This is a genomic window from Bacillus sp. 0209A (assembly GCF_036765095.1).
Classification (GTDB): Bacteria; Bacillota; Bacilli; order Bacillales; family Bacillaceae; genus Bacillus; species Bacillus subtilis_G.
The window spans coordinates 745,200-771,140 of the sequence record NZ_JBAIZV010000003.1 but is presented as its reverse complement, the minus strand read 5'-3'; the positions used below and the strand labels follow the sequence as shown (position 1 = coordinate 771,140).

At 44.4% G+C, this 25,941-nt stretch carries 22 protein-coding genes and 1 other annotated feature; of the genes, 19 read left to right on the top strand and 3 right to left on the bottom strand.

All coding sequences use genetic code 11. The annotated features are described in order from the left end of the window. Window positions 1-27: 27 nt before the first annotated feature. Window positions 28-483 (bottom strand): GNAT family N-acetyltransferase, encoded by a 456-nt coding sequence (locus tag V6D44_RS14855; RefSeq protein WP_253268454.1) that lies wholly within the window; start codon window positions 481-483, stop codon window positions 28-30. A gap of 179 nt (window positions 484-662) precedes the next feature. Beyond that, window positions 663-989 (bottom strand): hypothetical protein, encoded by a 327-nt coding sequence (locus tag V6D44_RS14850; RefSeq protein WP_087992345.1) that lies wholly within the window; start codon window positions 987-989, stop codon window positions 663-665. A 425-nt stretch (window positions 990-1,414) separates the two neighbouring features. Further along, window positions 1,415-1,662: a binding site (T-box leader), on the top strand. A 121-nt stretch (window positions 1,663-1,783) separates the two neighbouring features. Between V6D44_RS14850 and ilvB the strand changes: the two genes are divergently transcribed. From ilvB to yihA, 13 genes are all read left to right on the top strand, one after another. Next, window positions 1,784-3,508, top strand: coding sequence for an acetolactate synthase large subunit (ilvB, locus tag V6D44_RS14845; protein ID WP_202327016.1), 1,725 nt, complete (start codon window positions 1,784-1,786; stop codon window positions 3,506-3,508). Continuing rightward, window positions 3,505-4,023 (top strand): acetolactate synthase small subunit, encoded by a 519-nt coding sequence (gene ilvN, locus V6D44_RS14840; protein WP_003222543.1) that lies wholly within the window; start codon window positions 3,505-3,507, stop codon window positions 4,021-4,023. The genes ilvB and ilvN overlap by 4 nt, the downstream gene beginning before the upstream one ends. Window positions 4,024-4,046: 23 nt before the next feature. Then, complete coding sequence (gene ilvC, locus V6D44_RS14835) at window positions 4,047-5,075, top strand: ketol-acid reductoisomerase (RefSeq protein WP_087992343.1); 1,029 nt, start codon at window positions 4,047-4,049, stop codon at window positions 5,073-5,075. After that, window positions 5,062-6,618 carry a 2-isopropylmalate synthase gene (locus V6D44_RS14830; protein WP_333516659.1) on the top strand — a complete coding sequence of 519 codons (1,557 nt, stop codon included), beginning with the start codon at window positions 5,062-5,064 and terminating at the stop codon, window positions 6,616-6,618. The genes ilvC and V6D44_RS14830 overlap by 14 nt, the downstream gene beginning before the upstream one ends. Window positions 6,619-6,638: 20 nt before the next feature. Next, window positions 6,639-7,736, top strand: coding sequence for a 3-isopropylmalate dehydrogenase (leuB, locus tag V6D44_RS14825; protein ID WP_087992341.1), 1,098 nt, complete (start codon window positions 6,639-6,641; stop codon window positions 7,734-7,736). A gap of 50 nt (window positions 7,737-7,786) precedes the next feature. Then, entirely contained in the window at window positions 7,787-9,205 is a 1,419-nt protein-coding gene (gene leuC, locus V6D44_RS14820) for a 3-isopropylmalate dehydratase large subunit (RefSeq protein ID WP_202327017.1), read from the top strand. 12 nt (window positions 9,206-9,217) lie between these two features. Then, window positions 9,218-9,817, top strand: a complete 600-nt coding sequence (gene leuD, locus V6D44_RS14815) for a 3-isopropylmalate dehydratase small subunit (RefSeq protein WP_087992339.1) — start codon at window positions 9,218-9,220, stop codon at window positions 9,815-9,817. Between the two features lie 118 nt (window positions 9,818-9,935). Next, a complete protein-coding gene (ddcA, locus tag V6D44_RS14810) occupies window positions 9,936-10,940 on the top strand; it encodes a DNA damage checkpoint antagonist DdcA (RefSeq protein WP_148962253.1) in 1,005 nt (334 codons plus the stop codon). 226 nt (window positions 10,941-11,166) lie between these two features. Further along, the gene (gene tig, locus V6D44_RS14805; protein ID WP_087992337.1) at window positions 11,167-12,441 is read left to right on the top strand and encodes a trigger factor; all 1,275 of its coding nucleotides are present in this window, start codon (window positions 11,167-11,169) and stop codon (window positions 12,439-12,441) included. A 271-nt stretch (window positions 12,442-12,712) separates the two neighbouring features. After that, window positions 12,713-13,975 carry an ATP-dependent protease ATP-binding subunit ClpX gene (clpX, locus tag V6D44_RS14800; protein WP_087992336.1) on the top strand — a complete coding sequence of 421 codons (1,263 nt, stop codon included), beginning with the start codon at window positions 12,713-12,715 and terminating at the stop codon, window positions 13,973-13,975. A gap of 152 nt (window positions 13,976-14,127) precedes the next feature. Further along, entirely contained in the window at window positions 14,128-15,786 is a 1,659-nt protein-coding gene (gene lonB, locus V6D44_RS14795) for an ATP-dependent protease LonB (protein WP_087992335.1), read from the top strand. Window positions 15,787-15,965: 179 nt separating this feature from the next. Then, window positions 15,966-18,290 (top strand): endopeptidase La, encoded by a 2,325-nt coding sequence (gene lon, locus V6D44_RS14790; RefSeq protein WP_087992334.1) that lies wholly within the window; start codon window positions 15,966-15,968, stop codon window positions 18,288-18,290. Next, entirely contained in the window at window positions 18,287-18,874 is a 588-nt protein-coding gene (gene yihA / locus V6D44_RS14785; RefSeq protein ID WP_087992333.1) for a ribosome biogenesis GTP-binding protein YihA/YsxC, read from the top strand. The genes lon and yihA overlap by 4 nt, the downstream gene beginning before the upstream one ends. Window positions 18,875-18,900: 26 nt before the next feature. On the opposite strand, the gene V6D44_RS14780 is transcribed toward yihA, so the two are convergent. After that, on the bottom strand, window positions 18,901-19,398 hold the full coding sequence (locus V6D44_RS14780) for a hypothetical protein (protein ID WP_087992332.1): 498 nt from the start codon (window positions 19,396-19,398) through the stop codon (window positions 18,901-18,903). A gap of 227 nt (window positions 19,399-19,625) precedes the next feature. On the opposite strand from V6D44_RS14780, the gene hemA reads away from it, so the two are divergent. From hemA to hemL, 6 genes are read left to right on the top strand one after another with little or no spacing between them, the layout of a single operon-like run. Continuing rightward, window positions 19,626-20,993: a glutamyl-tRNA reductase gene (gene hemA / locus V6D44_RS14775; RefSeq protein WP_087992331.1), complete on the top strand. Its 1,368-nt coding sequence runs from the start codon at window positions 19,626-19,628 to the stop codon at window positions 20,991-20,993. Between the two features lie 7 nt (window positions 20,994-21,000). Then, the gene (locus V6D44_RS14770) at window positions 21,001-21,831 is read left to right on the top strand and encodes a cytochrome c biogenesis protein (RefSeq protein WP_087992330.1); all 831 of its coding nucleotides are present in this window, start codon (window positions 21,001-21,003) and stop codon (window positions 21,829-21,831) included. A gap of 36 nt (window positions 21,832-21,867) precedes the next feature. Next, window positions 21,868-22,809: a hydroxymethylbilane synthase gene (gene hemC / locus V6D44_RS14765; RefSeq protein WP_087992329.1), complete on the top strand. Its 942-nt coding sequence runs from the start codon at window positions 21,868-21,870 to the stop codon at window positions 22,807-22,809. Next, a complete protein-coding gene (gene hemD, locus V6D44_RS14760; RefSeq protein WP_289347817.1) occupies window positions 22,799-23,587 on the top strand; it encodes a uroporphyrinogen-III synthase in 789 nt (262 codons plus the stop codon). Before hemC ends, hemD begins: the two co-directional genes overlap by 11 nt. Next, on the top strand, window positions 23,584-24,558 hold the full coding sequence (hemB, locus tag V6D44_RS14755) for a porphobilinogen synthase (RefSeq protein ID WP_087992327.1): 975 nt from the start codon (window positions 23,584-23,586) through the stop codon (window positions 24,556-24,558). The genes hemD and hemB overlap by 4 nt, the downstream gene beginning before the upstream one ends. A gap of 29 nt (window positions 24,559-24,587) precedes the next feature. Continuing rightward, a complete protein-coding gene (hemL, locus tag V6D44_RS14750; RefSeq protein ID WP_087992326.1) occupies window positions 24,588-25,880 on the top strand; it encodes a glutamate-1-semialdehyde 2,1-aminomutase in 1,293 nt (430 codons plus the stop codon). Window positions 25,881-25,941 lie beyond the last annotated feature (61 nt).

Genomic DNA, 25,941 nt, shown 5'->3' with positions numbered 1-25,941 from the left:
TCTGCACTTATCTATCCCAAAAAATGTTCACAGCTTCTTCGTCATAAACACACTGTTCGGATCTTCAACATAGTCGGCAAACGGTTCACAGTACTGAAAGCCGAAGTTTTCATACAATTTTCTTGCCGGCTTAAATGAAGCCATTGAACCTGTTTCTAAGCTTACCCTCTCATAACCCCGCTCTCTAGCCTTTTCTAGGATGTGTTGGAGAATTTGTTTGGCAACCCCTTTTCTTAAATGGGATGCAGACGTGCGCATTGATTTGATTTCTCCATGCCGGCTGTCCAGTTCTTTAAGCGCTCCGCAGCCGGCTAGTTCATTGCCCTCCCATGCGCTCCAAAATGTCATTTCAGGCCCTCTCAGCCTTTCTGCATCTAAGGCATGGATGCTTTCTGGCGGGGACTTGAGCGTCATGCTATGTAAATGCTCATTCACAAATGAGATCACTTCGTGTCCAGTTACATTATCTATTTTTATAAGCAATTCTATTCCTCCTCAAAAACTTGCAGGTTATCAGAACATATTTCATTTCATCATAATCATATTCCGTCTTTTTTCCAAATAGAAAGACAGAAAATCTGCCGGTATGAATCATTTTTGGAATGATTTGATTTGTGAAAGGCGTTTCAAGGCAAAAAAAAGGCCGAAAACAATATTCGGCTTTAATATCGAAACCCTCCGTGAGCGCCAGGTGCTCTGCTGAATCCGCCGGCGTGCGTCGCCGGGATACTGAAACCTACCCCGTGGCCGCTATAGCCTGCGCCTGCAAATGGCTGCCCATAAAATCCGGATGCGTATGGGAATGAGGAGTACATGGCAGAGGGGGTGCTTATCGGGCTGTACGCCTGACTGTACGGCTGTCCGTATCCATAGCCTCCAAAAGGCTGGTCGTTTTGCTGATAAAAGGAAGGAGCTGTCGGATAATATGGCTGCGGAAAGGTGGGAAAGCCCGCTGGGAACCCTTGCATGTCAGCTAATGATTTATTCATCGTATCACCTTTTCTTTACAAGATACCACCAATGTATGCCGGAGGAATAATGGAAGTGCCTATCCGATCTTTCATACATATATTCCATCAAAAACGATAGCGCGTCATATTTTATGACAGTTTTCTATCAGATTGAAAAATTCTGTTGTATTCTTATTAGATTAATAAAAAAATTATAAAAACTTTTAATAGTTACAATTCCTTATGCGCCAATAATGAAAGCGTATACAATATAGATTGATTAATCAAAATTGTCTAATAATTTTAAAAAATGCTGTTGACACTGCGTCCAAAGCGGCGTAATATGAGTTCAACAAAAGATAAACGCAAGCTTCACAAGCGAAAATGATCGCAATGTGATGCTGAAAAATGAAAAAACAAACGACCTTCTTGAACAGCTGAAAAGCTGTTTCGGAGACTGAATATGAAAAGCGCAGATGAGGATAAGTAGCCTTGATAAAGCTTTCCACAGAGAACCGGGTTAGCTGAGAACCGGCAAAGCTTTACAAGGTGAACTCGCCTCAGAGTGCCAGTCTGAAACCATAGTAGGACTTGGCCGGGTGAACTTGATTCACTCGTTATTAAAGCGGATAGAAATATCCATGAGACGGCTGATTCAATAGGCCGTAAACAAGGGTGGTACCGCGGAAAGAAGAGCCTTTTCGCCCCTTTTAGCTATCGCATCACTGCGCGGCTGATTGTGGGTGGAAAGGCTCTTTTTATTGAATAGTCAGCTATCAAACTAATAAAACGATTGATCTTTAGAGGATGAAAATCCAAAAGGAGGAACTAAAATGGGGACTAATGTACAGGTGGATTCGGCGTCTGCCAAATGTACACAGACGATGAGCGGAGCATTAATGCTGATTGAATCATTGAAAAAAGAGAAAGTAGACATGATATTCGGTTATCCGGGCGGGGCTGTGCTTCCGATCTACGATAAGCTTTACAATTCAGGGTTGGTACATATCCTTCCCCGTCACGAACAAGGTGCGATCCATGCAGCGGAAGGATACGCAAGAGTCTCCGGAAAACCGGGTGTCGTCATTGCCACGTCAGGCCCGGGAGCGACAAACCTTGTTACAGGCCTGGCGGATGCCATGATTGATTCATTGCCATTAGTCGTCTTTACAGGGCAGGTAGCCACATCCGTTATCGGGAGTGATGCATTTCAGGAAGCGGACATTTTAGGAATTACCATGCCGGTGACAAAACACAGCTATCAGGTTCGCCAGCCGGAAGATCTGCCGCGTATCATTAAAGAAGCGTTCCATATTGCAACAACTGGAAGACCCGGACCTGTATTGATTGATATTCCGAAAGATGTAGCAACAATTGAAGGAGAATTCAGCTATGATCATGAGATGAATCTCCCGGGATACCAGCCGACTATCGAGCCGAATTATTTGCAGGTCCGCAAGCTTGTGGAAGCCGTAAGCGGCGCAAAGAAACCGGTGATCCTGGCGGGGGCGGGCGTACTGCACGGAAAAGCGTCAGAAGAATTAAAAAATTATGCAGAACAGCAGCAAATCCCAGTGGCACACACCCTTTTGGGGCTCGGAGGCTTCCCGGCTGATCACCCGCTTTTCTTGGGGATGGCGGGAATGCACGGAACGTATACAGCCAATATGGCCCTTCATGATTGTGATCTTTTAATCAGTATCGGTGCCCGTTTTGATGACCGCGTCACAGGAAACCTGAAGCACTTTGCAAAAAACGCAAAGATTGCCCACATCGATATTGATCCGGCTGAAATCGGAAAAATCATGAAAACACAGATTCCTGTAGTCGGAGACAGCAAAATTGTCCTGCAGGAGCTGATCAAACAAGACGGCAGACAAAGCGATTCAGGCGAATGGAAAAAACAGCTCGCCGAATGGAAAGAAGAGTACCCGCTCTGGTATGTAGATAATGAAGAAGAAGGCTTTAAACCACAGAAATTAATTGAATATATTCATCAATTTACAAATGGCGAGGCTATAGTCGCAACGGATGTCGGCCAGCATCAAATGTGGTCAGCGCAATTCTATCCGTTCCAAAAAGCAGATAAATGGGTCACATCAGGCGGACTTGGAACGATGGGATTCGGCCTTCCGGCAGCGATTGGCGCACAGCTGGCGGATAAAGATGCTACTGTAGTGGCGGTTCTCGGGGACGGCGGTTTTCAAATGACGCTCCAAGAACTCGATGTCATTCGCGAATTGAATCTTCCGGTCAAAGTCATCATTTTAAATAACGCTTGTCTCGGAATGGTCAGACAGTGGCAGGAAATTTTCTATGAAGAACGCTATTCAGAATCTAAATTTGCTTCTCAGCCTGACTTCGTCAAATTGTCAGAAGCATACGGCATTAAAGGCATCAGAATTTCATCGGATGCGGAAGCGAAAGAAAAGCTGGAAGAGGCATTAAGATCAAAAGAGCCGGTTGTCATTGACGTGCGGGTTGCCAGAGAAGAAAAAGTATTCCCGATGGTGGCTCCGGGGAAAGGGCTGCATGAAATGGTGGGGGTGAAACCTTGAAAAGAATTATCACTTTGACTGTGGTGAATCGTTCCGGCGTATTAAACCGGATCACCGGTCTATTTACAAAAAGACATTACAACATTGAAAGTATTACAGTTGGCCACACAGAAACAACCGGCGTTTCCAGAATCACCTTTGTCGTTCACGTAGAAGGAGAAAATGATGTTGAACAGCTGACAAAACAGCTCAACAAACAGATTGATGTCCTGAAAGTCACAGACATCACGAATCAATCGATTGTCCAGAGGGAGCTGGCCTTAATCAAGGTCGTTTCCGCACCGTCAACGAGATCAGAGATTAATGGAATTATAGAACCGTTCAGAGCCTCTGTCGTTGATGTCAGCAGAGACAGCATCGTTGTTCAGGTGACAGGCGAATCTAACAAAATTGAAGCGCTTATTGAATTGTTAAAACCTTATGGCATTAAAGAAATCGCGAGAACAGGTACAACGGCTTTTGCGAGGGGAACCCAGCAGAAGGCGTCATCCAATAAAACAATATCTATTGTATAAAACATAACAAGGGAGAGATTGAAATGGTAAAAGTATATTATAACGGTGATATCAAAGAAAACGTATTGAGTGGGAGAACAGTAGCGGTTATCGGGTACGGTTCGCAGGGTCACGCGCATGCCCTGAACCTTAAAGAAAGCGGAGTTGACGTGATCGTCGGTGTTAGACAAGGGAAATCTTTCACGCAAGCTCAAGAAGACGGACATAAAGTATTTTCAGTAAAAGAAGCGGCAGCCCAAGCTGAAATCATCATGGTTCTGCTTCCGGATGAACAGCAGCAAAAAGTATACGAAGCTGAAATCAAAGATGAATTGACAGCTGGAAAATCATTGGTGTTCGCTCACGGATTTAACGTTCATTTCCATCAAATTGTTCCTCCTGCGGATGTAGATGTATTCTTGGTAGCGCCTAAAGGTCCGGGACACTTGGTAAGAAGAACATATGAGCAAGGAGCTGGCGTGCCGGCATTGTTCGCGATTTACCAAGATGTGACTGGAGAAGCAAGAGACAAAGCCCTTGCGTATGCAAAAGGAATCGGCGGCGCTAGAGCGGGCGTTTTGGAAACGACATTTAAAGAAGAAACAGAAACAGATTTGTTCGGTGAGCAAGCAGTTCTTTGCGGAGGATTAAGCGCGCTTGTAAAAGCTGGATTTGAAACATTAACTGAAGCAGGTTACCAGCCTGAACTTGCGTACTTCGAGTGTCTGCACGAGTTGAAATTAATCGTAGACCTTATGTACGAAGAAGGACTTGAAGGCATGAGATATTCAATCTCTGACACAGCACAGTGGGGAGATTTCGTATCAGGGCCGCGCGTTGTGGACGCTAAAGTAAAAGAATCTATGAAAGAAGTATTAAAAGATATCCAAAACGGGACATTCGCAAAAGAGTGGATCGTCGAAAACCAAGTAAACCGTCCTCGTTTCAACGCGATCAATGCGAGCGAAAACGAACATCAAATTGAAGTGGTGGGAAGAAAGCTTCGTGAAATGATGCCGTTTGTGAAACAAGGCAAGAAGAAGGAAGCGGTGGTCTCCGTTGCGCAAAATTAATTTTTTCGACACGACGCTTCGTGATGGTGAACAGTCCCCTGGCGTGAACTTAAATACACAGGAGAAACTTGCCATAGCAAAGCAGCTCGAAAGACTCGGGGCAGATATCATTGAAGCGGGGTTTCCCGCTTCGTCCCGAGGTGACTTTTTAGCTGTTCAGGAAATTGCAAGAACCATTAAAAATTGTTCAGTGACTGGTCTTGCCCGTTGTGTAAAAGGTGATATTGATGCTGCTTGGGAAGCGTTAAAGGACGGTGCTTACCCGAGAGTTCACGTATTTATCGCCACATCGGACATTCACTTGAAACACAAGCTGAAAATAACTCGTGAGCAAGTCATCGAAAGAGCGGTTGAAATGGTGAAATACGCAAAAGAGCGTTTTCCGGTTGTGCAATGGTCAGCTGAAGATGCCTGCCGGACTGAACTGCCGTTTTTAGCGGAAATCGTCGAGAAAGTCATTGACGCAGGCGCCAGTGTTATCAATCTTCCAGATACGGTCGGCTACCTGGCTCCAGCGGAATACGGAAATATCTTTAAATATATGAAGGAAAACGTTTCGAACATTCATCAAGCAAAGCTTTCAGCCCACTGTCATGATGATTTGGGGATGGCAGTCGCAAACTCTCTTGCTGCGATTGAAAATGGCGCTGATCAAATCGAATGCGCTGTGAATGGGATCGGTGAAAGAGCCGGAAACGCGGCATTAGAGGAGATTGCCGTTGCCCTCCATGTCAGAAAAGATTTCTATCAAGTTGAAACAGGCATTACATTGAACGAGATTAAGCGAACAAGCGATTTAGTAAGCAAGCTGACAGGTATGGCTGTTCCGCGCAATAAAGCGGTTGTGGGCGATAATGCATTTGCTCATGAATCAGGCATCCATCAGGACGGCTTCTTAAAAGAAAAATCGACTTATGAAATTATTTCACCGGAGCTTGTCGGTGTAACAGCTGATGCGCTTGTCCTGGGTAAACATTCCGGACGCCACGCATTTAAAGACCGGCTGACTGCTTTAGGATTCCAATTTGATAGTGAAGAGATTAATAAATTCTTTGCGATGTTCAAAGAGTTGACTGAGAAGAAAAAAGAAATCACTGATGAGGATCTTGTTTCTCTTATTTTAGAAGAAAAAGTAACAGACCGCAAGATTGGGTATGAATTTCTTTCCTTACAAGTGCATTACGGAACAAGCCAGGTGCCTACGGCTACACTTTCTTTGAAAAATCAAGAAAACGCAGAGCTTATTCAGGAAGCGGCAACTGGAGCAGGAAGCGTGGAAGCGATCTACAACACGCTTGAGCGCTGCATCGATAAAGACGTGGAGCTCTTGGACTACCGCATTCAGTCCAATCGAAAAGGCGAAGACGCATTTGCCCAGGTGTATGTAAGAGTTTTATTGAACGGAAAAGAATCAGCAGGGCGGGGCATAGCGCAAGACGTATTAGAAGCTTCAGCGAAAGCCTATTTGAACGCAGTCAACCGTCAATTGGTTTTCCAGTCGAATATGAGCGGACTTAAAAACCATACAGCTGTCGGGTCATAAAAGAAAGGAGAACGGTTAACTTGAAGAAACGTATTGCTCTATTGCCCGGAGACGGGATCGGCCCTGAGGTATTAGAATCAGCGACAGACGTACTGAAAAGTGTTGCCGAACGCTTTAAACATGATTTTGAATTTGAATATGGCCTGATCGGAGGGGCGGCGATTGATGAACATAACAACCCCCTCCCGGAGGAAACCGTTTCGGCTTGTAAAAATGCGGACGCTATATTGCTTGGCGCTGTGGGCGGACCGAAATGGGATCAAAATCCTTCGGAGCTGAGACCGGAAAAAGGGCTGCTCAGCATCAGAAAACAGCTAGATTTGTTTGCGAATTTGCGGCCTGTGAAGGTGTTCGAAAGCCTTTCTGACGCTTCACCTTTGAAAAAAGAATATATTGATAACGTTGATTTCGTTATCGTCCGTGAGCTGACAGGCGGCTTGTATTTCGGCCAGCCGAGCAAACGCTATGTAAACACTGAAGGTGAGCAGGAAGCTGTAGACACACTGTTTTATAAGCGGACGGAAATTGAGCGCGTGATCAGAGAGGGCTTTAAAATGGCGGCGGCCAGAAAAGGCAAAGTGACCTCTGTTGATAAAGCGAACGTTCTTGAATCAAGCAGGCTGTGGCGTGAAGTGGCAGAGGACGTTGCAAAAGACTTTCCTGATGTGAAGCTGGAGCACATGCTTGTGGATAACGCGGCCATGCAGCTGATTTATGCACCGAATCAATTTGATGTCGTGGTGACTGAAAACATGTTCGGCGATATTTTAAGCGATGAAGCGTCCATGCTTACAGGCTCACTCGGAATGCTCCCGTCAGCCAGCCTGTCAAGTTCAGGTCTTCATCTGTTTGAGCCTGTTCATGGTTCCGCGCCTGACATAGCCGGTAAAGGGATGGCAAATCCGTTCGCGGCCATATTGTCAGCGGCAATGCTTTTGAGGACATCTTTCGGGCTTGAAGAGGAAGCGAAAGCTGTAGAAGATGCGGTTAATAAAGTCTTGGCTTCCGGAAAAAGAACAAGAGACTTGGCACGAGGCGAAGAGTTCAGCAGCACTCAGGCCATTACAAAGGAAGTTAAGACATTAATTATGAGTGAAAATACAATTTCTAATGTGTGACAGCTTACGTTAAGCGGTCTTAGTTCATAGGTAGAGGGAGGAAATAAAAGATGATGCCTCGAACAATCATCGAAAAGATTTGGGATCAGCATATTGTCAAACATGGTGAGGGGAAACCTGATCTTCTCTATATTGATTTGCATCTTATTCATGAGGTGACGTCTCCTCAGGCATTTGAAGGGTTGAGACAAAAGGGAAGAAAGGTCAGAAGACCCGAAAACACATTTGCGACAATGGACCACAACATTCCGACCGTCAATCGTTTTGAGATAAAGGATGAAGTGGCGAAACGCCAAGTGACGGCGCTTGAACGAAACTGTGAAGAATTTGGCGTGCGCCTTGCCGATCTTCACAGTGTGGATCAAGGGATTGTCCATGTCGTCGGTCCTGAACTGGGCTTAACGCTTCCGGGGAAAACGATCGTATGCGGCGACAGCCATACATCAACCCATGGCGCATTCGGCGCCCTTGCATTCGGGATCGGGACAAGTGAAGTTGAGCATGTCCTTTCCACACAGACACTTTGGCAGCAGCGTCCGAAAACACTTGAAGTGCGCGTAGACGGAACGCTTCAAAAAGGGGTAACGGCAAAGGATGTCATTCTTGCTGTCATTGGTAAATACGGGGTGAAATTCGGCACTGGCTACGTCATTGAATACACTGGGGAAGTATTCAGAAATATGACGATGGATGAACGAATGACCGTGTGTAACATGTCAATTGAAGCAGGGGCAAGAGCAGGGTTGATTGCACCTGACGAAGTGACATTCGAATATTGCCAAAACCGCAAATACACGCCAAAAGGCGAAGAATTTGACAAGGCCGTAGAGGAATGGAAGGCGCTGCGCACAGATTCTGGCGCTGTTTACGATAAATCTATCGTCTTTGACGGCAACGAAATTTCTCCTATGGTGACATGGGGCATCAACCCGGGAATGGTTCTTCCTGTCGATTCTGAAGTTCCTGCGCCGGAAAGCTTTTCCGCAGAAGATGACAAAAAAGAAGCGATTCGTGCTTATGAATATATGGGGCTGACCCCCCATCAGAATATTGAAGACATCAAAGTGGATCACGTATTTATCGGTTCCTGCACAAATTCCCGCATGACTGACCTTCGCCAGGCTGCTGATATGATCAAAGGGAAGAAGGTAGCTGACAGCGTAAGAGCCATCGTTGTTCCCGGATCTCAAAGCGTAAAGCTTCAGGCTGAAAAAGAAGGGCTTGACCAGATTTTCTTGGAAGCTGGATTTGAATGGAGAGAGTCAGGCTGCAGTATGTGTTTAAGCATGAATAATGACGTTGTTCCTGAGGGAGAGCGCTGTGCGTCAACCTCTAACCGCAACTTCGAGGGCAGACAAGGAAAAGGTGCAAGAACACATCTCGTCAGCCCGGCAATGGCTGCGATGGCTGCCATTCACGGACACTTCGTTGATGTCAGAAAGTTTTATCAGGAAAAAACAGTTGTGTAAGGAGTGCGCGAGATGGAACCTTTGAAAACACATACGGGGAAAGCGGCCGTATTAAATCGAATCAATGTTGACACAGACCAGATTATTCCTAAGCAATTTTTGAAGAGAATTGAAAGAACAGGCTACGGCCGATTTGCATTCTTTGATTGGAGATATGATGCGAAAGGTGAACCGAACCCTGAATTTGAATTAAACCAGCCTGCTTATCAAGGGGCTTCCATTTTAATAGCAGGAGAAAACTTCGGGTGCGGTTCATCACGTGAACACGCTCCATGGGCGCTTGATGACTATGGGTTTAAAATCATTATCGCGCCGTCATTTGCTGATATTTTCCACCAGAACTGCTTTAAAAACGGTATGCTGCCGATTCGTATGCCATATGACAATTGGAGAACGCTTGTCGGTCAGTATGAAAACCAGTCATTGCAAATGACTGTTGACCTTGAAAATCAGCTTATTCGTGATAGTGAAGGCAATCAAATTTCATTCGAAGTTGATCCGCATTGGAAAGAGATGCTCATCAACGGCTATGATGAAATTTCATTAACGCTTTTGCTGGAAGATGAAATCAAGCAGTTTGAATCACAAAGAAGCTCTTGGCTTCAAGCCTGAAAAAGCTGCCGGCATTTGTCCGGCGGCTTTTTTAGCCTGGCGAAACCTTTCATTCCTTGTTTTTGTTCGCAGGTGTTGATACACTTGAACAAAATAAATGCCTGAAAGGAATATAGGTATGACGCATGACAAGAAAAACGCAAAAATTATTCCTTTTCCTCATCTGAAAGACCGTCTTGTGGAAAAAGGGATGTCATCACTGAAGGAAAAAAAGTATCAAGAAGCGCTTGATCTGTTTTCAGAAGCGATGAAATATGATGATACTGAATCCGATCTTCACTTAGGGATGGCCATCTGCTTTTTAGAGCTGGGCGAATTGGAAGAGGCAGAAAGCGTATGCGAGAAGATGCTAAAAGAAGGTTACGGCCATTATTTTACGGTTTTACAGGTGTACATGACCATCTTAATTCAGCTCAAAAAATACGAAGAAGTCAAAAGCACGATTGAAGCTGTTTTGGAAGAAAACCAGCTGCCTGCGGAAAGTGCCGAACAATTTTATAAGCTGCTTGATTTCAGCCGTAAAATGACCGATCCGGAACGTGAAGACGAGGCTTGGGCCGAGGAATATGAGGATACAATTGACACGGAGAAAGTGCTGGCAAGCCCTGAGGAGCAAATGAATTTAATTCATTCTTTAAAAGACCGGAATGTAGCGAAGTATACAGGTCTGCTCAAAACAATCCTTCAAGACCCCTCAGCTCACCCGAATATCAAAACGATGATCGTCATGCTGTTGGCTGAGCATGAGTATAGCAAACCCGTGCACATTACTAAATTTGGCGAGTCGCTGACAATTGAACCGTCTGAGATTGTCCCGCCTGATGCCGCACCGATTTTACACCGTGTTCTTCGGGTGCTGGATGAGACACTTGGAAATGAAAATCCAACCTTATATGCGGCAGTTGAAGAACTGTGGAGAAGACATTTATATGTTTTATATCCGTTCCAGCCGAAATTGCTTTCGGCAGACCTTTGGGCGGCTGCCCTGCATAAAGTCGGTTACGAGATGCATGGGATTGAAATTGAAAGAGAAGAACTTCATATGATGTATGAGTTTACCGACAGAGAACTCGATGAAGCGTGCACGATGATAAAAGATATTGAAGAAATTTCTTATTTGTAAATCGCGCCATATAGTTGAAAGCGGTATGTGTTATGTTATAATATAATGGTTGTATTTGTGTATAACGGGTTATAAGAAATACGGTTGGACAGGCTTTGAGTTCATTATTAACATCTATACATAATGATTCTGATCTTTGGCAGCTTTGTTTTTGTTGGACGAAGCCGAATGATTGCTTTAGAATGGAAGACCGACACAACCTGAATAGATTTTTGGAGGGAAACACATGTCTGTAAAATGGGAAAAACAAGAAGGCAACGAAGGCGTTTTAACGGTTGAAGTTGATGCTGAAACGTTTAAAACAGCACTTGATGATGCATTTAAAAAAGTAGTAAAACAAGTTTCAATTCCTGGATTCCGTAAAGGAAAAATTCCTCGCGGATTATTCGAACAGCGCTTTGGCGTAGAAGCTCTTTACCAAGATGCTTTGGATATTCTTCTTCCTGTAGAATACCCTAAAGCGGTTGAAGAAGCTGGAATCGAGCCTGTAGACCGTCCTGAAATCGATGTTGAAAAAATCGAAAAAGGCGAAAGCTTAATCTTCACAGCGAAAGTAACAGTGAAACCTGAAGTGAAGCTTGGCGAATACAAAGGCTTAGGCGTTGAAAAAGACGATGCAACTGTAACTGATGAAGATGTTCAAAATGAACTAAAAGCGCTTCAAGAGCGTCAAGCGGAGCTTGTTGTAAAAGAAGAAGGCGCTGTTGAAGAAGGAAACACAGTTGTTCTTGATTTCGAAGGTTTCGTTGACGGCGAAGCGTTCGAAGGTGGAAAAGCAGAAAACTACTCTCTTGAAGTAGGTTCTGGTTCATTCATCCCTGGCTTCGAAGAGCAGGTAGTCGGCCTTGAAGCAGGCGCTGAGAAGGATGTTGAAGTGACATTCCCTGAAGAGTATCACGCTGAAGAGCTTGCTGGCAAACCAGCTGTGTTCAAAGTGAAAATTCACGAAATCAAAGCGAAAGAGCTTCCTGAGCTTGACGATGAATTCGCAAAAGATATCGATGAAGAAGTGGAAACACTTGCTGAATTAACTGAAAAAACAAAGAAACGTTTAGAAGAAGCGAAAGAAAACGAAGCTGACGCTAAATTGCGTGAAGAGCTTGTTCTGAAAGCTTCTGAGAATGCTGAAATCGATGTACCGCAAGCAATGGTCGACACTGAGCTTGACCGCATGCTGAAGGAATTTGAACAGCGTCTGCAAATGCAAGGCATGAACCTTGAGCTTTACACTCAATTCTCTGGCCAAGATGAAGCTGCGTTAAAAGAGCAAATGAAAGAAGATGCTGAAAAACGCGTTAAATCTAACCTGACTCTTGAGGGGATTGCGAAAGCGGAAAACCTTGAAGTATCAGATGAGGAAGTTGATGCTGAGCTTTCTAAAATGGCTGAAGCATACAACATGCCTGTTGAAAATATTAAACAAGCCATCGGTTCTACTGACGCGATGAAAGAAGATTTAAAAGTTCGCAAAGCAATTGATTTTCTTGTAGAAAACCGTTAATATGGTGCATAATAATAGTAATAATAAAACAGGGCGCGAATCATTCGTGCCTTGTTTTGTACAATTATGATATATCTCTTTTTCTTGGGGCAAGATAGTTAATGCAGGGCTGTTTTTTGTCATACATATAGAATGTGCAAGTCAGAAACACATTGTTACCGTCTTTTTGGAAAGTATGGTAAAATGCAATACATACTCGTTCGTTTCAAGAATCATTTTCTTTTGCTCTGCCGGTAAAAGAAAAAGTGAGACAAGATTAAGGGGTGAAAGAATGTTTAAATTTAACGAGGAAAAAGGACAATTAAAATGCTCGTTTTGTGGAAAAACACAAGATCAGGTTCGTAAGCTTGTAGCCGGACCTGGTGTATATATATGTGACGAATGTATCGAACTCTGCACTGAAATTGTGGAGGAAGAACTCGGAACTGAAGAAGAAGTAGAATTTAAAGACGTACCGAAGCCTCAGGAAATTCGCGAAATTCTGAATGAATATGTCATCGGACAGGATCAAGCGAAGAAATCACTCGCTGTTGCTGTGTATAACCACTATAAGCGCATTAACTCCAACAGTAAAGTTGATGATGTTGAGCTTTCAAAAAGTAATATTTCATTAATCGGTCCTACAGGAAGCGGTAAAACCCTTCTGGCGCAAACATTGGCCCGCATTTTAAATGTGCCGTTTGCGATTGCGGACGCTACGTCTTTGACTGAAGCTGGATATGTGGGTGAAGATGTAGAGAATATTCTCTTGAAGCTCATCCAAGCTGCTGATTATGATGTAGAAAAAGCCGAAAAGGGCATTATTTATATTGATGAAATCGATAAAGTGGCAAGAAAATCAGAAAACCCGTCTATTACACGTGACGTGTCAGGTGAAGGAGTACAGCAGGCATTGCTTAAAATTCTTGAGGGTACAGTGGCAAGCGTGCCGCCTCAAGGAGGACGTAAGCACCCTCATCAAGAATTCATTCAAATTGACACAACAAACATTTTGTTCATTTGCGGCGGTGCTTTCGATGGTATCGAGCAAATCATCAAACGCCGTTTAGGTCAAAAAGTGATTGGATTCGGTGGGGACAATAAAGCTGCTGATCTTGAGAAAGAAGATCTTCTTTCAAAAGTGCTTCCTGAAGACTTGCTCCGCTTCGGGTTAATTCCTGAATTTATCGGACGTCTTCCGGTTATTGCGAGCCTTGAAAAGCTTGACGAAGAAGCATTGGTTGCGATTTTAACAAAACCGAAAAATGCTCTTGTTAAGCAATTCAAGAAAATGCTTGAGCTTGACAATGTTGAGCTTGAGTTTGAAGAAGGAGCGCTTTCTGAAATTGCTAAAAAAGCAATTGAACGTAAGACTGGAGCGCGCGGACTCCGTTCTATCATTGAGGGCATCATGCTTGATGTGATGTTTGATCTGCCTTCTCGTGATGACATTGAAAAATGTGTGATTACCGGGGCAACTGTGACACACGGAGAGCTTCCCCGCCTCTTATTAAAAGACGGCACTGAGGTAAGCCAAGATAAAACATCTGCATAAAGATAAGCACAAACCTCCTGAGTGGTGACATTCAGGAGGTTTTTTGTCGTGCAAACTCTTCCGGAAAAACGTTTATTCCCGTCTTCTGTGGGAGATACTAGCATTCAGAGGAATGAATTGGATACATAAATTGTTTTTCAGGAGGGACCATCATGAGTTGGACAGGGATCGCGTTATTTATTCAGCTGTTTTTTGGGATCATCATCGGTTTGTATTTTTGGAATTTGCTTAAAAATCAAAGGACACAAAAGGTCACGATAGATAAGGAATCGAAGAAGGAAATGGAGCAGCTTCGGAAAATGCGTGCCATCAGCTTGTCCGAGCCATTATCTGAAAAGGTCCGCCCCAAAAGCTTTCAAGATATCGTTGGGCAGGAAGACGGCATTAAAGCATTAAAGGCCGCTTTGTGCGGGCCCAATCCTCAGCATGTCATTGTCTATGGGCCTCCGGGCGTCGGAAAAACAGCTGCTGCACGGCTTGTGTTAGAAGAAGCGAAAAAACATAAACAATCGCCGTTTAAAGAGCAGGCTGTATTTGTGGAACTCGATGCGACAACAGCTCGTTTTGATGAAAGAGGAATTGCCGATCCGCTCATCGGCTCTGTCCATGATCCCATATACCAAGGGGCAGGAGCGATGGGACAGGCGGGAATTCCGCAGCCGAAGCAGGGTGCTGTTACCCATGCCCATGGCGGTGTGCTGTTTATTGATGAAATAGGTGAGTTGCATCCTATTCAAATGAATAAAATGCTGAAGGTGCTTGAGGACAGAAAAGTCTTTTTAGACAGCGCGTATTACAGCGAGGAAAACACACAAATCCCGAATCATATTCACGACATTTTTCAAAATGGGCTGCCGGCTGATTTTCGCCTGATTGGCGCAACGACAAGAATGCCGAACGAAATTCCGCCAGCTATCCGATCCCGCTGTTTAGAGGTATTTTTCCGTGAGCTTGAAAAGGATGAATTGAAAACAGTTGCCAAAACGGCAGCGGATAAAATTGAAAAAAACATTTCTGCTGAAGGTTTGGATCTGCTGACCAGCTTTACGCGAAACGGGCGGGAAGCCGTTAACATGATTCAAATCGCGGCGGGAATGGCGGTAACGGAGAATCGGAAAGACATTACGATTGAGGATATTGAATGGGTCATTCATTCCAGCCAGCTTATTCCGAAGCACGAACAGAAAATCGGCGCTGAACCGCAAGTCGGCATCGTAAATGGGCTTGCAGTATACGGACCTAATAGCGGATCGCTGCTGGAAATCGAAGTGAGTGTAAGCCCGGCTCAGGACAAAGGATCCATTAATATCACAGGAATAGCTGAAGAAGAGAGTATCGGCAGCCAATCAAAATCAATCCGGCGAAAAAGCATGGCAAAGGGGTCGGTTGAAAACGTGTTAACCGTCCTCCGGACAATGGGAATGAAGCCGTCTGATTATGATATACACGTTAATTTCCCAGGAGGGATTCCGATTGACGGGCCGTCGGCAGGCATCGCCATGGCAGCGGGAATTTTCTCGGCGATTCACAAAATCCCAATTGACAATACTGTTGCCATGACGGGCGAAATCAGCCTGAATGGTCTTGTAAAACCCATTGGGGGCGTGATTCCGAAAATAAAAGCAGCTAAGCAATCCGGTGCGAAAAAAGTGATCATCCCGTATGAAAATCAGCAGACGATCCTAAAGCAGATTGACGGAATCACAATTATTGCAGTGAAGACGTTCCAGGAAGTGCTTGATGAAATTTTAGTGAATCCGCCAACAGAACAAAAACCGTTTAATATGCAAATCAATAAAGAATCCGTCTGACCCTATTTTTAAAATAGGGTTTTTTCTATGAAGGACATCTTTTCCTTTTTCATATCGGAAAGAAAGGGTATACTACGAGGAGACTGTATTATAGAAAATAGAATCATGCCGTTTATTGTACAAGGATGAAAAAGTTGTATTATAATGGTTCATACTAAAGTCACGGAGGTGTCAGTCATATGGCAGAAGAATTAAAACGCAGCATCCCGCTCCTCCCTTTAAGAGGTTTATTAGTGTACCCGACGATGGTTTTACACTTAGATGTAGGACGTGACAAGTCGGTTCAAGCCCTTGAACAGGCAATGATGCATGATCATATGATATTTTTAGCCACTCAGCAGGATATTTCGATAGACGAACCGGGTGAAGACGAGATTTTCACTGTCGGCACCTATACAAAAATTAAGCAAATGCTGAAGCTTCCGAACGGTACGATTCGTGTGTTGGTTGAGGGCCTCAAACGCGCTCAAATCGTCAAATACAATGAGTATGAGGATTACACGTCGGTCGACATTCAGCTGATTCATGAAGATGAATCAAAAGATACAGAAGACGAAGCATTGATGCGGACTTTGTTAGACCACTTTGATCAGTACATAAAAATTTCTAAAAAAATCTCTGCCGAAACATACGCCGCGGTTACAGATATCGAAGAGCCAGGGAGAATGGCAGACATCGTTGCTTCTCACCTGCCCCTTAAACTAAAGGATAAGCAGGATATTTTAGAAACGTCTGACGTCAAAGACAGACTGAACAAGGTTATTGATTTTATTAATAATGAAAAAGAAGTGCTGGAGATCGAGAAAAAAATCGGCCAGCGCGTTAAACGTTCGATGGAGCGTACGCAAAAGGAATACTACTTGCGTGAGCAAATGAAAGCAATCCAAAAAGAGCTTGGCGATAAAGAAGGCAAAACAGGCGAAGTACAAACGCTGACGGAAAAAATCGAAGAAGCTGGCATGCCTGACCATGTGAAGGAAACCGCGCTAAAGGAATTGAACAGATACGAAAAAATTCCGTCAAGTTCCGCGGAAAGCTCTGTGATCCGCAATTATATCGACTGGCTGATCGCTCTCCCGTGGACGGATGAGACAGATGATAAGCTTGATCTGAAAGAGGCAGGGCGCCTCTTGGACGAAGAGCATCACGGACTAGAAAAAGTGAAAGAGCGTATCTTAGAATATTTGGCTGTCCAGAAGCTGACAAAATCCCTAAAAGGCCCGATTCTCTGCTTGGCAGGACCTCCAGGTGTCGGGAAAACGTCCTTAGCGAAATCCATTGCAAAAAGCTTGGAGCGGAAATTTGTCAGAGTTTCACTCGGCGGAGTGCGTGACGAATCAGAGATCCGCGGACACAGACGAACTTATGTCGGAGCAATGCCTGGACGCATTATTCAAGGAATGAAAAAAGCAGGCAAGCTGAATCCGGTCTTCTTATTAGACGAGATTGACAAAATGTCATCTGATTTCAGAGGCGACCCGTCATCTGCTATGCTTGAAGTGCTTGATCCAGAGCAAAACAGCACCTTCAGTGATCACTATATTGAAGAAACCTTTGATTTATCAAAAGTGCTGTTTATCGCAACGGCAAACAATTTGGCGACGATTCCGGGTCCGCTCAGAGACAGAATGGAAATTATTAATATTGCAGGTTACACAGAAGTAGAAAAACTCGAAATCGTGAAAGACCACCTGCTTCCGAAGCAGATCAAGGAACACGGGCTTAAGAAAAGCAACCTGCAGCTACGTGATCAGGCGATTCTCGATATCATCCGCTACTATACGAGAGAAGCGGGTGTGAGAAGCCTTGAACGCCAGCTTGCCGCGATTTGCCGTAAGGCCGCAAGAACCATTGTTGCTGAAGAGCGAAAACGGATTACGGTTACTGAGAAGAACCTTCAGGACTTTATCGGAAAGCGCATTTTCAGATATGGACAAGCTGAAACAGAAGATCAAATAGGTGTAGTTACAGGGCTTGCTTATACAACCGTCGGCGGAGATACGCTGTCGATTGAAGTATCGCTCTCTCCGGGTAAAGGGAAATTGATCCTGACAGGAAAGCTCGGAGATGTCATGAGAGAGTCAGCTCAGGCTGCATTCAGCTATGTGCGTTCAAAAACAGAAGAACTTGGCATTGAACCTGACTTTCATGAGAAGTATGATATTCATATACATGTACCTGAGGGTGCGGTGCCTAAAGATGGTCCGTCAGCCGGGATTACGATGGCGACAGCTCTTGTTTCTGCTTTAACTGGACGGGCAGTTTCACGTGAAGTCGGCATGACTGGGGAAATCACGCTTCGCGGACGCGTGCTTCCAATCGGCGGATTAAAGGAAAAAGCGCTCGGCGCGCATAGAGCGGGATTAACGACCATTATTGCGCCTAAAGAGAATGAAAAAGATATAGAGGATATTCCGGAAAGCGTCAGAGAGGGCCTGACATTTATATTGGCGTCCCACTTAGACGAAGTTTTGGAACATGCCTTAGTAGGAGAGAAGAAATGAAAGTCACAAAGTCAGAAATCGTGATCAGTGCGGTTAAGCCGGAACAGTACCCTGGAGGGGGACTTCCGGAAATTGCACTGGCCGGAAGATCGAACGTGGGAAAATCGTCATTTATCAATTCGTTAATCAATCGCAAAAATCTTGCGAGAACATCATCAAAACCGGGAAAAACACAAACGTTGAATTTTTATATTATCAATGATGTTTTGCATTTTGTGGATGTACCGGGTTACGGTTTTGCCAAAGTGTCAAAGTCTGAGCGTGAAGCTTGGGGCAGAATGATTGAAACTTATATTACGTCACGCGAGGAATTGAAAGCAGTGGTGCAGATCGTTGATTTGCGGCATGCGCCGTCTAATGATGATGTGCAGATGTATGAATTCTTAAAGTATTATGGCATCCCTGTTATTATTATCGCTACAAAGGCGGATAAGATTCCGAAAGGAAAATGGGACAAACACGCAAAAGTTGTCCGCCAGACATTAAATATTGATCCCGAAGATGAGCTGATTCTCTACTCCTCAGAAACGAAAAAGGGGAAAGACGAGGCTTGGGGAGCGATCAAAAAAATGATAAACCGGTAGAGAGTTTTCTCTGCCGGTTTTTTGTTTTATCGCATAGATTTTTTTCGTTTTATCAATAATAACAATAAACTGATTCCAATAAAGACAAACGGCCAATACTCTTTCAGAAGCGCTGTCGGAATATGCGCAGACTCAAGCCACGCCATAATGTGTTTGAAAAAGTACAAAAACAGGGAAAAACAAATCATTGATACAGCTTCATATACATATTCTTTTTTCTGAACGGCTGAAACGAAGAGCGAGAAGCCGATCATAAATAGAAGCATTTCAAAATCATCCGGCCACCATACCCATTTCGGCTTGGCGAAAAAGTGCAAACCGATCCCCAAAAGAAGCAAACCGATAAAAAAATGGGGTGTAACGGCTTCTTTTTTTCCTTGATATATAAAGGCTGCGCCTAACAGCATGAGGAGAACAGGCCATTGATCCTGCCCTGAAAACAGTTCGGCTTGGCCGCTTTCAAGCCATGCATATACAGAAGCGGCAAGCAGCAGACAAGGGAATAAAATTGATTTTTGTTTCATGCATATCACCTTCTTATTTTTAGAGCTGATGTGTAGTAAATTTCTGCTGTTTTTGGTATTGTCAATAGGAATGCTTATTGCACGTGAAGCTTTTTCTAATATAGCATAAGAATTTTAAAATCTGTTCACATTTTGCGAAAGAAACTATGTTATAATTATTATAAATAATGAATTCTATGTTAGAATGATTATAAATAAAGATTGGGTGTTGGGGGTGTAATTAAGCTATGCATATACTTGTTGTGGGAGTAGATTATAAATCCGCCCCTATTGAGATACGTGAAAAAGTAAGCTTTCAGCAGGAAGAGCTGGCAGAAGCGATGGTGCAGCTGAAAGCGGAGAAAAGCATTCTTGAAAACATCATTGTCTCAACCTGCAACCGCACTGAAATTTATGCGGTCGTCGACCAGCTCCATACCGGCCGTTATTATATAAAGAAGTTTTTAGCTGACTGGTTTCAATTAAGCAAAGAAGACCTTTCACCGTTTTTAAGGTTTTACGAAAGCGATGCGGCTGTTGAGCATTTGTTCCGTGTAGTCTGCGGATTGGATTCTATGGTTATCGGTGAAACGCAAATTCTCGGCCAGGTGCGCGACAGCTTTAAAACAGCTCAGCAAGAAAAAACGATCGGCACGATTTTTAATGAGTTGTTTAAGCAGGCGGTTACAGTAGGTAAACGGACTCACGCCGAAACAGACATTGGCTCTAATGCAGTGTCTGTTAGCTATGCGGCCGTTGAGCTTGCGAAAAAAATCTTCGGAAACCTTTCAAGCAGGCACATATTGATTCTTGGTGCAGGAAAAATGGGCGAGCTTGCTGCGGAAAACTTGCACGGACAGGGAATTGGCAAGGTAACTGTCATTAACCGAACGTACTTGAAAGCAAAGGAGCTTGCAGACCGTTTCTCTGGTGAGGCGAGAAGCTTAAATCAGCTTGAAAGCGCGCTGGCGGAGGCCGATATTTTAATCAGTTCAACCGGTGCAAGTGATTTTGTCGTGTCCAAAGAGATGATGGAAAATGCGAATAAGTTTCGTAAGGGGCGTCCGCTGTTTATGGTGGACATTGCCGTTCCTAGAGATCTTGATCCGGCGCTGAATGATCTAGAAGGTGTTTTCCTTTATGATATCGACGATCTGGAAGGCATTGTAGAGGCGAACATGAAAGAGCGCAGAGAAACCGCTGAAAAAGTTGAACTGTTAATTGAAGAAACCATTGTAGAGTTTAAACAATGGCTGAATACACTTGGTGTCGTTCCGGTTATTTCCGCATTGCGCGAAAAGGCGCTTGCCATCCAGTCAGAAACGATGGACAGCATCGAGCGGAAGCTGCCTCACTTGAGTACGAGAGAGAAAAAACTGTTGAACAAACATACCAAAAGTATCATTAACCAAATGCTCCGAGATCCGATCTTAAAGGTGAAAGAGCTTGCGGCAGATGCTGATTCTGAAGAAAAGCTGGCCTTGTTTATGCAGATTTTTGACATTGAGGAAGCTGCGGGCCGTCAAATGCTGAATACTGTTGAAAGCAGCCAAAAGGTCCATTCTTTTAAAAAGGCTGAATCAAAAGCGGGCTTTGCCCCACTTGTAAGTGAGTGAAAGCTGAATGATTGATACTGCAATGGCAAGACTTAATGAGGGGACAATCGTCATTTACGCATTAAGTGTACTCTTTTATTTTATAGATTTTCTTCAACACAACCGGAAGGCTGGAAAAATGGCCTTCTGGTTGCTTTCTATTGTCTGGACTCTGCAAACTGTGTATTTGGCCTACTTTATGTGGGTGACGGGGCGGTTTCCGGTATTAAATGTGACGGAGGCGCTTTATTTTTATGCCTGGGTTCTTGTCACGCTGTCACTTGTACTGACAAAGCTTTTACGAGTTGACTTTATTGTGTTTTTCACAAATGTAATAGGATTTTCTATGATCGCCATTCACACATTTTCACCGACAGAGCAGCAGTCAGCCGCTTTTTCCGGGCAGCTTGTATCCGAGCTATTGGTGATTCATATTACAATGGCGATTCTTTCATACGGCGCTTTTTCCCTTTCGTTCGTTTTTTCAGTGTTATATCTGTTTCAATATCGTCTGCTGAAAAAGAAAAAATGGGGGAAATGGCTGTTGAGAATAGAAGATTTGTCTAAGCTTGATTATATGGCGTATGTTCTGAATGTCATCGGGGTCCCGATGCTGTTGCTGAGTTTGATTCTCGGCGTCATTTGGGCGTATGTCTCACTAGAAACGCTGTATTGGTTCGACGCCAAAGTACTTGGTTCGTTTGTCGTCCTGCTGCTGTACAGCTATTATCTTTATATCAGGCTGATTAAAGAGCTGCAAGGAAAGGTCGCTGCACTGTGGAATACGGCTTGTTTTCTTGTGCTGATGATCAATTATTTCCTGCTTGGAAGCCTGTCGCAATTCCATTGGTTCAGTTAAATGATGTCCCAAGCAGATTCGGGAGGAAAGAAAAATATGAGAACGATTAAAGTAGGTTCCAGACGGAGCAAACTCGCTATGACTCAAACCAAATGGGTCATTCAAAAACTGAAGGAAATCAATCCTTCATTTGCTTTTGAAATTAAAGAAATTGTGACAAAGGGCGACCGAATCGTCGATGTTACACTATCAAAAGTGGGCGGAAAAGGGCTGTTTGTCAAAGAGATTGAACAAGCGCTTTTAAACGAAGAGATTGATATGGCGGTACACAGCATGAAGGACATGCCTGCTGTTTTGCCTGAAGGCCTTGTGATCGGCTGTATTCCTGAACGAGAAGACCCTCGTGATGCCCTTATTTCAAAGAATCGCGTAAAGCTTTCAGAAATGAAGGAAGGCGCTGTCATCGGCACGAGCAGTTTAAGAAGAAGCGCGCAGCTTTTGATTGAGCGTCCTGACATTACAATTAAATGGATTAGAGGTAATATAGATACGAGACTTCAAAAGCTGGAAACTGAGGATTATGATGCGATTATATTAGCCGCTGCCGGACTTTCCAGAATGGGCTGGAAGCAAGATGTTGTAACCGAATTCCTCGAGCCTGGACGCTGCTTGCCTGCAGTGGGCCAGGGGGCACTGGCGATTGAGTGCCGAGAAACGGATGACGAACTATTGGCATTGTTTTCACAGTTTACAGATGAATATACAAAACGGACTGTGTTGGCGGAACGTGCTTATTTAAACGCGTTGGAGGGCGGCTGCCAGGTTCCGATCGCAGGCTACTCCGTCTTAAACGAGCAGGATGAAATTGAATTGACAGGTCTTGTTGCTTCTCCGGACGGCAAAATCATTTATAAAGAAACCGTTACAGGAAACGATCCGGAAGAAGTCGGAAAACGCTGTGCCGCTCTTATGGCTGCCAAAGGAGCCAAAGAATTAATTGATCGTGTAAAACAGGAGCTTGATGAGGATGAAAAATGATTTTCCGCTGAAGGGAAAAACAGTGCTAGTCACCCGGAATAAGGCGCAGGCAAAATCGTTTCAGCAAAAAGTGGAGGCACTTGGCGGAAAAGCGGTTTTGACCTCTTTAATTACGTTTCGCCGCGCTTTGCCAAACGATGTTGCGAAACAGGTGAAAGAGGATCTTGCCGCGCCTGGCTGGCTTGTTTTTACAAGCGTGAACGGAGCGGACTTCTTTTTTTCTTACCTAAAGGAAAATCAGCTTATTCTTCCTGCGCATAAAAAAATTGCGGCAGTCGGTGAAAAAACGGCCCGCCGGTTGGAAACGCATAACGTATCGGTTGATGTGATGCCTAAGGATTATATCGCTGAACAATTGGCAGAGACCCTTAAGCAGCACGCTGAACCCGAGGAACGGATTACTGTGATTAAAGGTAATTTGTCACGTGATGTGGTGAAAAAAGAGCTTATCCCGCTTGGTTTTGAAGTGAAGGAATGGGTTGTCTACGAAACGATTCCGGATGAAGAAGGCATCAAGGCACTGAAAGAGGCTGCGAGTCAATACTCATTTGATTATGTGACTTTTACGAGTTCATCAACCGTACATACGTTTATGCATGTCTTAAAAGAAGAATTGAAAAAGTGGCAGATGAACAGGACGGCCTGTATCAGCATCGGACCTTTAACAAGGGACGCCCTGATGACGTACGGCATCACATCGTATACGCCTGATACATTTACAATAGATGGCATGCTTGAGTTAATGTGCAGCATGTCAAGAGAGGAAGAGAGAATATGAGTCAATCATTTAACAGGCACCGCCGCCTGCGGTCTTCAAAAGCAATGAGAGAGATGGTAAAGGAAACACGCTTGCATCCATCCGATTTTATTTATCCGATTTTTGTCGTTGAAGGGCTCGAAGGTGAAAAAGCTGTTCCGTCAATGCCTGATGTTTACCATGTATCATTGGATGTATTGAAGGATGAAGTGGCAGAGCTGGTCAAACTGGGCATCCAATCTGTTATCGTGTTCGGCATCCCAGAAGAAAAAGATGATTGCGGTACACAAGCGTACCATGATCACGGCATCGTCCAAGAAGCCATCACAGAAATTAAAAAACACTTCCCTGAGATGGTTGTTGTCGCTGATACATGCTTATGTGAATATACAGATCACGGCCATTGCGGACTTGTCAAAGACGGGGTCATCCTCAATGATGAATCGCTGGAACTTTTGGCGCAGACAGCTGTCAGTCAAGCGAAAGCAGGTGCGGATATCATTGCGCCGTCAAACATGATGGACGGATTTGTTACGGTTATCAGAAAAGCGCTTGATAAAGAAGGGTTTGTCAATATTCCGATTATGTCTTACGCCGTGAAATATTCAAGTGAGTTTTACGGCCCGTTCCGTGACGCAGCAAACAGCACGCCGCAATTTGGGGACCGCAAAACATATCAGATGGATCCTGCCAATCGTATGGAAGCCCTTCGCGAAGCACAATCAGATGTCGAGGAAGGCGCGGACTTTTTGATTGTCAAACCTTCGCTTTCATATATGGATATCATGCGTGATGTGAAAAATGAATTTACTTTGCCGCTCGTCGCTTATAATGTAAGCGGAGAGTATTCAATGGTGAAGGCTGCAGCGCAGCACGGCTGGATCAAAGAAAAAGAAATTGTGTTAGAAATTTTAACAAGCATGAAGCGTGCAGGCGCCGATCTGATTATTACGTATCATGCGAAAGACGCAGCGAAATGGCTTGCGGAGTAATTTTATTCAGTTGACAGGAGTTGAGGCAGATGAGAAGCTATGAAAAATCTAAAGCGGCTTTTAAAGAAGCGCAAAAACTCATGCCGGGCGGTGTGAACAGTCCTGTTCGCGCATTTAAATCGGTAGACATGGACCCGATTTTTATGGAGCGCGGAAAAGGCTCAAAAATCTTCGATATTGACGGAAATGAATATATTGATTACGTTTTGTCATGGGGGCCTTTAATTTTAGGCCATACAAATGACCGCGTCGTAGAGAGCCTCAAAAAAGTGGCTGAATACGGGACAAGCTTCGGTGCTCCGACTGAAGTTGAAAATGAACTGGCAAAGCTCGTTATTGATCGTGTGCCATCTGTAGAAATTGTGCGAATGGTCAGCTCCGGAACGGAGGCCACAATGAGCGCTCTCCGTTTGGCAAGAGGCTATACGGGCCGCAACAAGATTGTGAAATTTGAGGGCTGCTACCACGGACACGGCGATTCCCTCTTGATTAAAGCGGGTTCAGGAGTGGCCACTCTCGGTCTGCCTGACAGCCCTGGTGTGCCTGAAGGCATTGCGAAAAACACCGTTACTGTCCCGTACAATGATTTAGAAAGTGTAAAGCTTGCTTTCCAGCAATTCGGTGAAGACATTGCAGGTGTTATCGTTGAGCCGGTTGCCGGAAATATGGGAGTTGTTCCGCCGCAAGAAGGTTTCCTGCAGGGTCTGCGTGATATCACTGAGGAATATGGTTCCCTGCTGATTTTTGATGAAGTGATGACAGGCTTCCGGGTTGATTATAACTGTGCTCAAGGTTATTTTGGGGTAACGCCTGATCTGACTTGTTTAGGAAAAGTGATCGGGGGCGGGCTTCCTGTCGGCGCTTATGGCGGCAAGGCTGAAATCATGGAGCAGATCGCTCCGAGCGGTCCGATTTATCAGGCCGGCACATTGTCAGGCAACCCGCTTGCGATGACGGCTGGCTTAGAAACATTGAAGCAGCTGACACCTGAATCCTACAAGAATTTCATCAAAAAAGGCGACAGGCTGGAAGAAGGCATTTCTAAAGCCGCCGAGGCTCATGGCATTCCGCATACCTTTAACCGCGCAGGTTCAATGATCGGTTTCTTCTTTACAAACGAACCTGTTATCAATTATGAAACAGCCAAATCATCTGATTTGAAGCTGTTTGCTAACTATTATAAAGGGATGGCAAATGCAGGTGTATTTCTTCCGCCTTCACAATTTGAAGGTCTTTTCCTCTCAACGGCCCATACTGGTGAAGATATTGAAAAAACAATCGAGGCAGCTGAGAAAGTATTCGCTGAGATCAGCCGCGGATAAGAGTGAAAATCGGTATCAAGGACATCCTTGTACCGGTTTTTTTCTGTGCTCGCCCACTCAT

Coding starts and splice junctions, on each gene's coding strand:
- V6D44_RS14850 (WP_087992345.1), bottom strand. CDS start 989: ATGAATAAATCATTAGCTGACATGCAAGGGTTCCCAGCGGGCTTTCCC.
- ilvB (WP_202327016.1), top strand. CDS start 1,784: ATGGGGACTAATGTACAGGTGGATTCGGCGTCTGCCAAATGTACACAG.
- ilvC (WP_087992343.1), top strand. CDS start 4,047: ATGGTAAAAGTATATTATAACGGTGATATCAAAGAAAACGTATTGAGT.
- leuC (WP_202327017.1), top strand. CDS start 7,787: ATGATGCCTCGAACAATCATCGAAAAGATTTGGGATCAGCATATTGTC.
- leuD (WP_087992339.1), top strand. CDS start 9,218: ATGGAACCTTTGAAAACACATACGGGGAAAGCGGCCGTATTAAATCGA.
- ddcA (WP_148962253.1), top strand. CDS start 9,936: ATGACGCATGACAAGAAAAACGCAAAAATTATTCCTTTTCCTCATCTG.
- tig (WP_087992337.1), top strand. CDS start 11,167: ATGTCTGTAAAATGGGAAAAACAAGAAGGCAACGAAGGCGTTTTAACG.
- clpX (WP_087992336.1), top strand. CDS start 12,713: ATGTTTAAATTTAACGAGGAAAAAGGACAATTAAAATGCTCGTTTTGT.
- lonB (WP_087992335.1), top strand. CDS start 14,128: ATGAGTTGGACAGGGATCGCGTTATTTATTCAGCTGTTTTTTGGGATC.
- lon (WP_087992334.1), top strand. CDS start 15,966: ATGGCAGAAGAATTAAAACGCAGCATCCCGCTCCTCCCTTTAAGAGGT.
- yihA (WP_087992333.1), top strand. CDS start 18,287: ATGAAAGTCACAAAGTCAGAAATCGTGATCAGTGCGGTTAAGCCGGAA.
- V6D44_RS14780 (WP_087992332.1), bottom strand. CDS start 19,398: ATGAAACAAAAATCAATTTTATTCCCTTGTCTGCTGCTTGCCGCTTCT.
- hemA (WP_087992331.1), top strand. CDS start 19,626: ATGCATATACTTGTTGTGGGAGTAGATTATAAATCCGCCCCTATTGAG.
- V6D44_RS14770 (WP_087992330.1), top strand. CDS start 21,001: ATGATTGATACTGCAATGGCAAGACTTAATGAGGGGACAATCGTCATT.
- hemC (WP_087992329.1), top strand. CDS start 21,868: ATGAGAACGATTAAAGTAGGTTCCAGACGGAGCAAACTCGCTATGACT.
- hemD (WP_289347817.1), top strand. CDS start 22,799: ATGAAAAATGATTTTCCGCTGAAGGGAAAAACAGTGCTAGTCACCCGG.
- hemB (WP_087992327.1), top strand. CDS start 23,584: ATGAGTCAATCATTTAACAGGCACCGCCGCCTGCGGTCTTCAAAAGCA.
- hemL (WP_087992326.1), top strand. CDS start 24,588: ATGAGAAGCTATGAAAAATCTAAAGCGGCTTTTAAAGAAGCGCAAAAA.